The organism is Lysinibacillus sp. UBA6686 (assembly GCF_002455205.1).
GTDB lineage: Bacteria > Bacillota > Bacilli > Bacillales_A > Planococcaceae > Lysinibacillus > Lysinibacillus pakistanensis.
On the sequence record NZ_DKJS01000027.1, the window covers coordinates 25,787 to 32,525 of the forward strand.

Below are 6,739 nucleotides of genomic sequence, written 5' to 3' on the forward strand. Positions count from 1 at the left end.
ATAATAGGGCTATGTAAGGAAAAGTGGTGATAGGATGACGCATAAAGGGCGTATTATTTTTCATGTAGATATGAATAGTTTTTATGCTTCAGTTGAACAGGCACATAACCCAAGCTTAAAGGGTAAACCTATAGCGATTGCTGGGAACCCAAAAGAACGCCGCGGTATTCTTGTCACCTGCTCGTATGAGGCAAGGGCTCTCGGGATTTACACAACAATGACAGTTCATGAGGCATTGAGAAAATATCCCGAATTATTGTTATTACCACCAGATTTTCAAAAGTATCGTGAAGCATCCAAGCAGATGTTTACCATACTACGTAGCTATACCGATTTAGTGGAGCCTGTTTCTATTGATGAGGGGTATATGGATGTAACTGAATTAAGCAAGGAGCGACATGCACTTAATATTGCCCAGGAAATACAAGATCAAATACATGCAGAGCTTGATTTACCATGCTCTATTGGTATTGCACCAAATAAATTTTTGGCAAAAACAGCCTCTGATATGAAAAAACCAATGGGCATTACTGTATTACGAATTCGAGATATTGAGCAAATTCTTTGGCCTCTTGAGGTTGTTACTATGCATGGCATTGGGACTAGTACAGCCAAAAAATTAAATGCACACAGTATTTTTACAATTGGCGATTTAGCTAAGGCTGAGGAATATACGATAAAGCAAATTTTAGGAAAGAATGGTGTACGTCTCCGTGCTAGGGCGAATGGGGAGGATTCAAGAATGGTAGATCCAGATGCCATTTTTGATACAAAAAGTGTCGGCAACTCCACAACCTTACCAGAGGATGTAGTAGACATTCGGATTCTACATAAAACAATTGATGGACTTTGTCAAAAGGTTGCAGAACGATTAGATGCCAAACGTCTGGCGGGTTCAACAGTAAGTATACAAATCCGTGATGCAGATTGGCATAATCATACACGTTCAAAAACGGTATCCAATGCTATTTATCGCTTTGAAGAAATTTACCAAGTTGCCTGTGAACTCTTTGATAAGCATTGGGACGAGGCACCTGTTAGATTATTAGGAGTGACAGTGTCAAATGTTGTGGATCGTAAGGATTTTTCACAGCAGCTTTCTATTTTCAATTTTGAAGAGCATATCAAGGACGAACCTATAATAAAAATTGTTGATGAAATCGAAGCACGCTTTGGGAAGGGCATTATTAAGCGAGGGGTTGATATGGGCAAACGCTCAAGCTATCAATCACAAACAAGCTTTAGTAAAGATTTTTTAGATGATCATGAGTAGTATTGGGGGATTGGGTTATGGATTATCAAGAATATGGTAGGGAACATACCACTTTTATGATGTTTATTCATGGTGGTGGTGTTGGGGGATGGATGTGGGATAAACAAATCCAACATTTTTCCAACGTTCACTGTGTTGTGCCAGAATTAATAGGTGATGATATGCATTTTTCAATTGAAGAATGTGCCAGGAAACTTCTAAAAATAATAGAAGAAAAAGCACAAGGTAAACATGTCACAGTGGTTGGCTTTTCTTTAGGTGCACAAATTATTGTAAAAATGCTAAGTTTAAATGCTCAATTGATAAATAATGCGATTATTAACAGTGCTTTAGTTATACCTTCTCCAATTACAAAAAAGCTGATAGGACCATTCATTACATTATCTTTTCCTCTCATAAAAAATAAATCATTCGCAAAGCTACAAGCTAAAGCATTGTATATAAATCAAGAATATTTTCAGCAGTATTATCAAGATAGTTTAAAAATAAAAATAGAAACACTTACGAATATTCTGCAAGAAAATATGTCCTTTGCAATCCCTGACAACTTTTCTCAAGTTAGCTGCCAAATTTTGGTGACCGTTGGTGAAAGGGAAAAGGGAATCATGAAAAAATCTGCTAGACTGCTAGTAAATCGTAATCCCAATTGTAAGGGTGTTGTGCTATCTAATATTGGCCATGGTGTATCTTTCGCAAATCANNAACATTCTTTAATCATTTTGTTGAATATTGGATGAAAGAGGGGCGCTTACCAGAAGGAAAAATTATTCATTAAAAAAGAACCTACATAACTTTTAAAGCTAGTAGATTCAGTAAAGTTTTCATTATTTAAAATAGTGAGGGTATAAATCCTTATGCGCTTCTACCCAGTGCTTCATTTCAATGACCATCTCCTCATAGCTAGGGACAACAAATGAAAAATCGTTTCGAGTATTAATAAGCGTTTTATCGACGTTCAGAAGTTGACATGCATGGATGCTTGCCTGATTGTCCTTAAAGTGTTTATTGAATAGCTGCAAAAGATTGTACTTTGAAATACTCTGATTGTTAACAAGGTGATAGATGCCTGTTATTCCTTCAGATGGTGCATGCTCTATCGCCTTTGCTAGCGTAAGAGTAGTAACTCCCGTCCAAATTGCGCCAGTATAGCCGTTCATCATGTTTTGTTGTTTCATAAACCAGTTGAAGAGGCCAATACCGTCCACCTTCATATCGGGTCCAATAATAGAATTACGCAATGTTAAGTGTTTTGAATCTTCGATTTCTCCTAATCCCTTTGTACGATCATAAAAGGTTTCCCCATCACGCAGGCTATTTTCCTGATAGGGAGACGCTTTTCCTGAGAATACGCAATCCGTGCTTAGATGAATAAGCTTCGTTTGACGTTTTTCCAATAAGGAAACAATGGCATGTGGTAAATAGCTATTGACATAGATGCTTTCCTTCTGATTCATCTCACAGGCATTATTAAGCATACCAATACAATTGACGACAACATCATAGGCACCATCTAGTAAAAGTGAACGTAAAAAAATAGGATCTGTTATATCCCCGGTTCTATTTCTTCCATATGAAAAGGCAGTTCTAGAATAGGTTGTCACATCATGCCCTTGCTCACACAAATAGATGGAAATGATGTGACCTGCCATTCCAGTAGCACCAAGCACTAAATATTTCAAGGCTTTCCTCCCGTCCAATGTTGTAGTTCTTCTTGCAGAAGAGGGAGCTTAAGTAATTTTTCTTTTATTTCAGCTACTGTCAGTATTTTTGTATTATTAGAGTTATACTCATCTGATAATGTTATTTTCGGCGAGCCTTCTTCTAAATACTTTTCATAATTTAAATCGCGATTATCGGCAGGGATTCTATAAAAATTGCCCATATCAATGGCTTTTGCGGCCTCTTCCTTTGTTAATAACACCTCATACAGCTTTTCTCCATGCCGTGTTCCAATTGTTTGTATGCTATTCGGAGCTTGGAAAATTTCTAGTAACGCTTGAGCTAAATCCTCGATATAGGCTGCTGGAGATTTTTGTACCATAATATCTCCGTTCTCAGCATGATGGTAAGCGTATAAAACTAATTCTACTGCTTCATCAAGGGTCATCATAAAGCGCGTCATTTTTGGGTCTGTAATGGTTAAAGGCTTTCCAGATTTAATTTGTTCGATAAATAAAGGAATGACAGAGCCTCGTGAAGCCATGACATTCCCATATCGTGTACCGCAGATCAATGTTTGATCTTGATGAACCATTCTTGATTTAGCAATTAAGGTTTTTTCCATCATTGCCTTGGAAATGCCCATCGCATTAACAGGATAGGCAGCTTTATCCGTAGATAAGCAAATAATTTTTTGTACACCAGCTTGAATAGCAGCGGTTAATACATTATCTGTTCCTAGAATATTTGTTTTCACAGCCTCTAAAGGAAAGAATTCGCAGGAAGGAACTTGCTTAAGAGCAGCAGCATGAAAAACATAATCGACATTATACATCGCATTATGGATGCTTTGAATATCTCGGACATCCCCAATAAAAAATTTTAGGTTAGGATGCTGATAGAGCTTACGCATATCATCTTGTTTTTTCTCATCTCTAGAGAAAATACGAATTTCTTGAATGTCGGTATTTAAAAACTTTTTTAATACAGCATTGCCAAAAGAGCCAGTGCCCCCAGTGATTAACAGAGTTTTATCTTTAAACATTGTTTTGACTGTCACACCTCCTCAATCAATTTTGAAAATGCTGTTATTTTAAGCCTCTTCGGTGTAAATCATATTCAGAATTTTCTCTCGGAAAGTTATACCAATAGGCTAATTCATTTGTATATTTGCTTGTGGGGTTTTTATCCATTAAAGCACAGTTAAAATCCCAATCCCCAGCAATATCTTTTCTTATAGTAAATTTCGCATCTCCTATTAAACTTCTTCGAATAATTTTAAATTGCCCAGGTAATGTATAACGATTGGAGTCATCTTTTATAAATGCATAACCAGCCTTTGTTAGCATGTTGTAATAATAAATATCATATTGACCATCTACCTGTGCTAACACATTGCTTATAGCTGGCAAATAATGATCATCACTATCGATGATGGCAATATAATCGCCTGTAGCCTCTTCAATACAGCGGTTGTAAGCTACACTCGCTCCTAGATTACGTGGATGGGCAATAATTTTTAAAGCAGGACAGCCTTTTTGATAGTCTTTTAATAGTGCTAATGTATGATCTGTAGAGCCGTCATCACAAACGATAATTTCATAGGCATATTCTTTTGGAATACTGTCAAGCATTGTTACAATCCACTCCGCGCTATTATAGGCAGGGGATAAGAAGCTAATTTTCATGGAAACCCTCAATTCTTTTGGATTTGTACTTTGCTGGCTTGTTGCAAGGATGCTATTGTAAAGGATTCTTTATTACAATATGCACTGTAAAGAGTTACTTCATAGGCAATTGCTTACATTAATAAGAGAGAGAATACAAAAATGAGTTGCCTATTTGCTAGAGGCGCTGTTATTCATTTTCCTGAGCCTACTAATCTGTTCACATTCATAATGACTAGTTCATAAAGTAGGGGGAGCACGCCATTTAAGGGGGATAGTATGTCGAAGAAAATTGCTTTTATTTGTAGCGTGGAATCCTACAAGCTTTCTGATGCACATATTTTCAAAGATCTTTGTCTTGTTCCAATTTTATTAGGGGAATACCTAGGCTATGATGTTACCATTTTAACGACTGAAATAAATGAAGCCTTGTTGAAAGAGACCTTTCCAGCTGTAACCTTTCAGCACATTCCTTTTGAAGATGATTATGTGGCAAATATGAATAACTATTTAAAGGAGCATGCCGAGGAAATTGATATTGTTTTTGCTATAGGTCCGTATCCTTCTTATTTATCTATCTTAAAAACCTATAAAAATTGTCATCCAAATGGCAAGATTTACATGAAATTAGATGTGAATCGTTTTTGGCTAAATCGATTAAAAACCTATCCATATTTTCCAGAATTGCTTCAGCTTTGCGATGTTCTTTCCTCGGAATGTGAAGCCATTCAAAAATCTATCATTGAGTTTTTGAATTTGGATATTAAGCATGTAACAAATGGTTATTATGAGTTGTTCCAAACAGAGCCTGTTTTGTTTACCGAGAAGAGAAATAGGATACTAATGGTAGGTCGATTGGATGCTCCTGAGAAACAGACTCTATTAGCCGTTAAAGCATTTTTAGCCGCACAACTCTCAGATTGGGAGCTGCGCTTAGTGGGTCCAATGTCAGAGGATTTTAAGCAGGAAATACGAAATCTTACGGATGGAAGCCCAGTAGGAAGTAAAGTAATTATGATAGGACCTATTTACGATAAAGAACAATTAGAAGTGGAGTACAGGTGGGCTAAAATATTTTGTTTAACCTCTCTCGTGGAGTGCTATGCACATGTGTTTGCAGAGGCAGCCAAAAACGGCTGTTACATCGTGACGACCGATGTTGATGGTGCCGCTGATATTACCCATCATCAACGATTTGGTACGATTCTCCCAACACATGATTGGGAAAGTGTAGCACAAACATTAAAGCAAGTAACAAAGCAGGAGCAATTACTAGCAGATACATGTGAGCAGCTCCAAGCGTTTGCAAGAACAGAATTAAATTGGAAACATATAGTGAAAAAGGTTGCTGAATATTTACAGGAAAAGCCCCTTTAATGTGAGACTTGCTCGAGTTAGTAGGGAATTCGTTTCTTTATCCCATTATTTCCTTTATAATGAGAGCTAGATTCATATTTTTTGACAATCATGGGTAGACATAAGGGGAGAGTAGCATGGACATATTTCAAGCAACTATGAATGAATTAGAAGAGGTAGCAATGCTTTTTGATGAATACCGCCAATTCTATGTGATTGAATCAGATCAAAGCAGTACAAAGGCATTTTTACAATTACGAATGGCCTTAAAGGAATCCGTTATTTTTATGGCTGTAGAGAATGACAAGGCAGTTGGGTTTACGCAATTATATCCTACTTTTTCTTCCATTGCTTTACAGCGTGCATATATTTTAAATGATATATATGTGAAGGAAGATGCAAGGGGCCAAGGGGTGGGCACAGCATTAATGCAAAAGGTATTTCAATATTGTGAGCAGCAATCCGCTCGTTATGTCACACTTCAAACAGCCGCGGATAATATTAATGCACGGAAGTTATACGAAAATCTCCATATGAAACAAGATCAATATTGTAATTACGTAAAGTATTTTGATTAAGAAAAAAGCATCTCGTCATGTTACGGACGAAGATGCTTTTATTTAAGTATAAGAAAAACGCTAAGATCGGAGAGAAGAAAGCTCAGCTTTTCTCAAGCCACGCTTGGGTGAGGAGGCAAAAAGCACAGGTACCCAACAGACTCGCTCAGGTGAAAAGTCAAAGAGCTCGGCTTCTCTCAAAATTCGCTCAGGTGAGAAGTCAAAGA

The 6,739-nt window shown here is 37.1% G+C and carries 7 protein-coding genes and 1 pseudogene; 5 read left to right on the forward strand and 3 right to left on the reverse strand.

Annotation, left to right across the window (positions count from 1 at the left end):
• Window positions 1-34 precede the first annotated feature (34 nt).
• Both B2R82_RS07430 and B2R82_RS07435 read left to right on the forward strand, forming a co-directional pair.
• Complete coding sequence (locus B2R82_RS07430) at window positions 35-1,273, forward strand: DNA polymerase IV (RefSeq protein ID WP_286924262.1); 1,239 nt, start codon at window positions 35-37, stop codon at window positions 1,271-1,273.
• Window positions 1,274-1,290: 17 nt separating this feature from the next.
• Window positions 1,291-2,048 (forward strand): annotated as a pseudogene (locus tag B2R82_RS07435) (alpha/beta fold hydrolase).
• Window positions 2,049-2,097: 49 nt separating this feature from the next.
• Here the strand turns inward: B2R82_RS07435 and B2R82_RS07440 are convergent.
• The 3 genes from B2R82_RS07440 to B2R82_RS07450 are packed head-to-tail and all read right to left on the reverse strand — an operon-like array spanning window position 2,098 to window position 4,620.
• The gene (locus B2R82_RS07440) at window positions 2,098-2,952 is read right to left on the reverse strand and encodes an SDR family oxidoreductase (RefSeq protein ID WP_286924263.1); all 855 of its coding nucleotides are present in this window, start codon (window positions 2,950-2,952) and stop codon (window positions 2,098-2,100) included.
• A complete protein-coding gene (locus B2R82_RS07445; RefSeq protein WP_286924269.1) occupies window positions 2,949-3,977 on the reverse strand; it encodes a polysaccharide biosynthesis protein in 1,029 nt (342 codons plus the stop codon). The genes B2R82_RS07440 and B2R82_RS07445 overlap by 4 nt, the downstream gene beginning before the upstream one ends.
• A 43-nt stretch (window positions 3,978-4,020) precedes the next feature.
• On the reverse strand, window positions 4,021-4,620 hold the full coding sequence (locus B2R82_RS07450; protein WP_286924264.1) for a glycosyltransferase family 2 protein: 600 nt from the start codon (window positions 4,618-4,620) through the stop codon (window positions 4,021-4,023).
• 258 nt (window positions 4,621-4,878) lie between these two features.
• Between B2R82_RS07450 and B2R82_RS07455 the strand changes: the two genes are divergently transcribed.
• From B2R82_RS07455 to B2R82_RS07465, 3 genes are all read left to right on the forward strand, one after another.
• Window positions 4,879-5,976, forward strand: coding sequence for a glycosyltransferase family 4 protein (locus B2R82_RS07455; RefSeq protein ID WP_286924265.1), 1,098 nt, complete (start codon window positions 4,879-4,881; stop codon window positions 5,974-5,976).
• Between the two features lie 116 nt (window positions 5,977-6,092).
• On the forward strand, window positions 6,093-6,533 hold the full coding sequence (locus tag B2R82_RS07460; protein WP_286924266.1) for a GNAT family N-acetyltransferase: 441 nt from the start codon (window positions 6,093-6,095) through the stop codon (window positions 6,531-6,533).
• A 17-nt stretch (window positions 6,534-6,550) separates the two neighbouring features.
• The coding region (locus B2R82_RS07465; protein WP_286924267.1) for a hypothetical protein at window positions 6,551-6,739 on the forward strand (189 nt) is incomplete at its 3' end.

What these genes read in the sequence shown, in the direction of transcription:
- B2R82_RS07430 (WP_286924262.1), top strand. Translation starts at nt 35, where the DNA reads ATGACGCATAAAGGGCGTATTATTTTTCATGTAGATATGAATAGTTTT.
- B2R82_RS07445 (WP_286924269.1), bottom strand. Translation starts at nt 3,977, where the DNA reads ATGTTTAAAGATAAAACTCTGTTAATCACTGGGGGCACTGGCTCTTTT.
- B2R82_RS07450 (WP_286924264.1), bottom strand. Translation starts at nt 4,620, where the DNA reads ATGAAAATTAGCTTCTTATCCCCTGCCTATAATAGCGCGGAGTGGATT.
- B2R82_RS07455 (WP_286924265.1), top strand. Translation starts at nt 4,879, where the DNA reads ATGTCGAAGAAAATTGCTTTTATTTGTAGCGTGGAATCCTACAAGCTT.
- B2R82_RS07460 (WP_286924266.1), top strand. Translation starts at nt 6,093, where the DNA reads ATGGACATATTTCAAGCAACTATGAATGAATTAGAAGAGGTAGCAATG.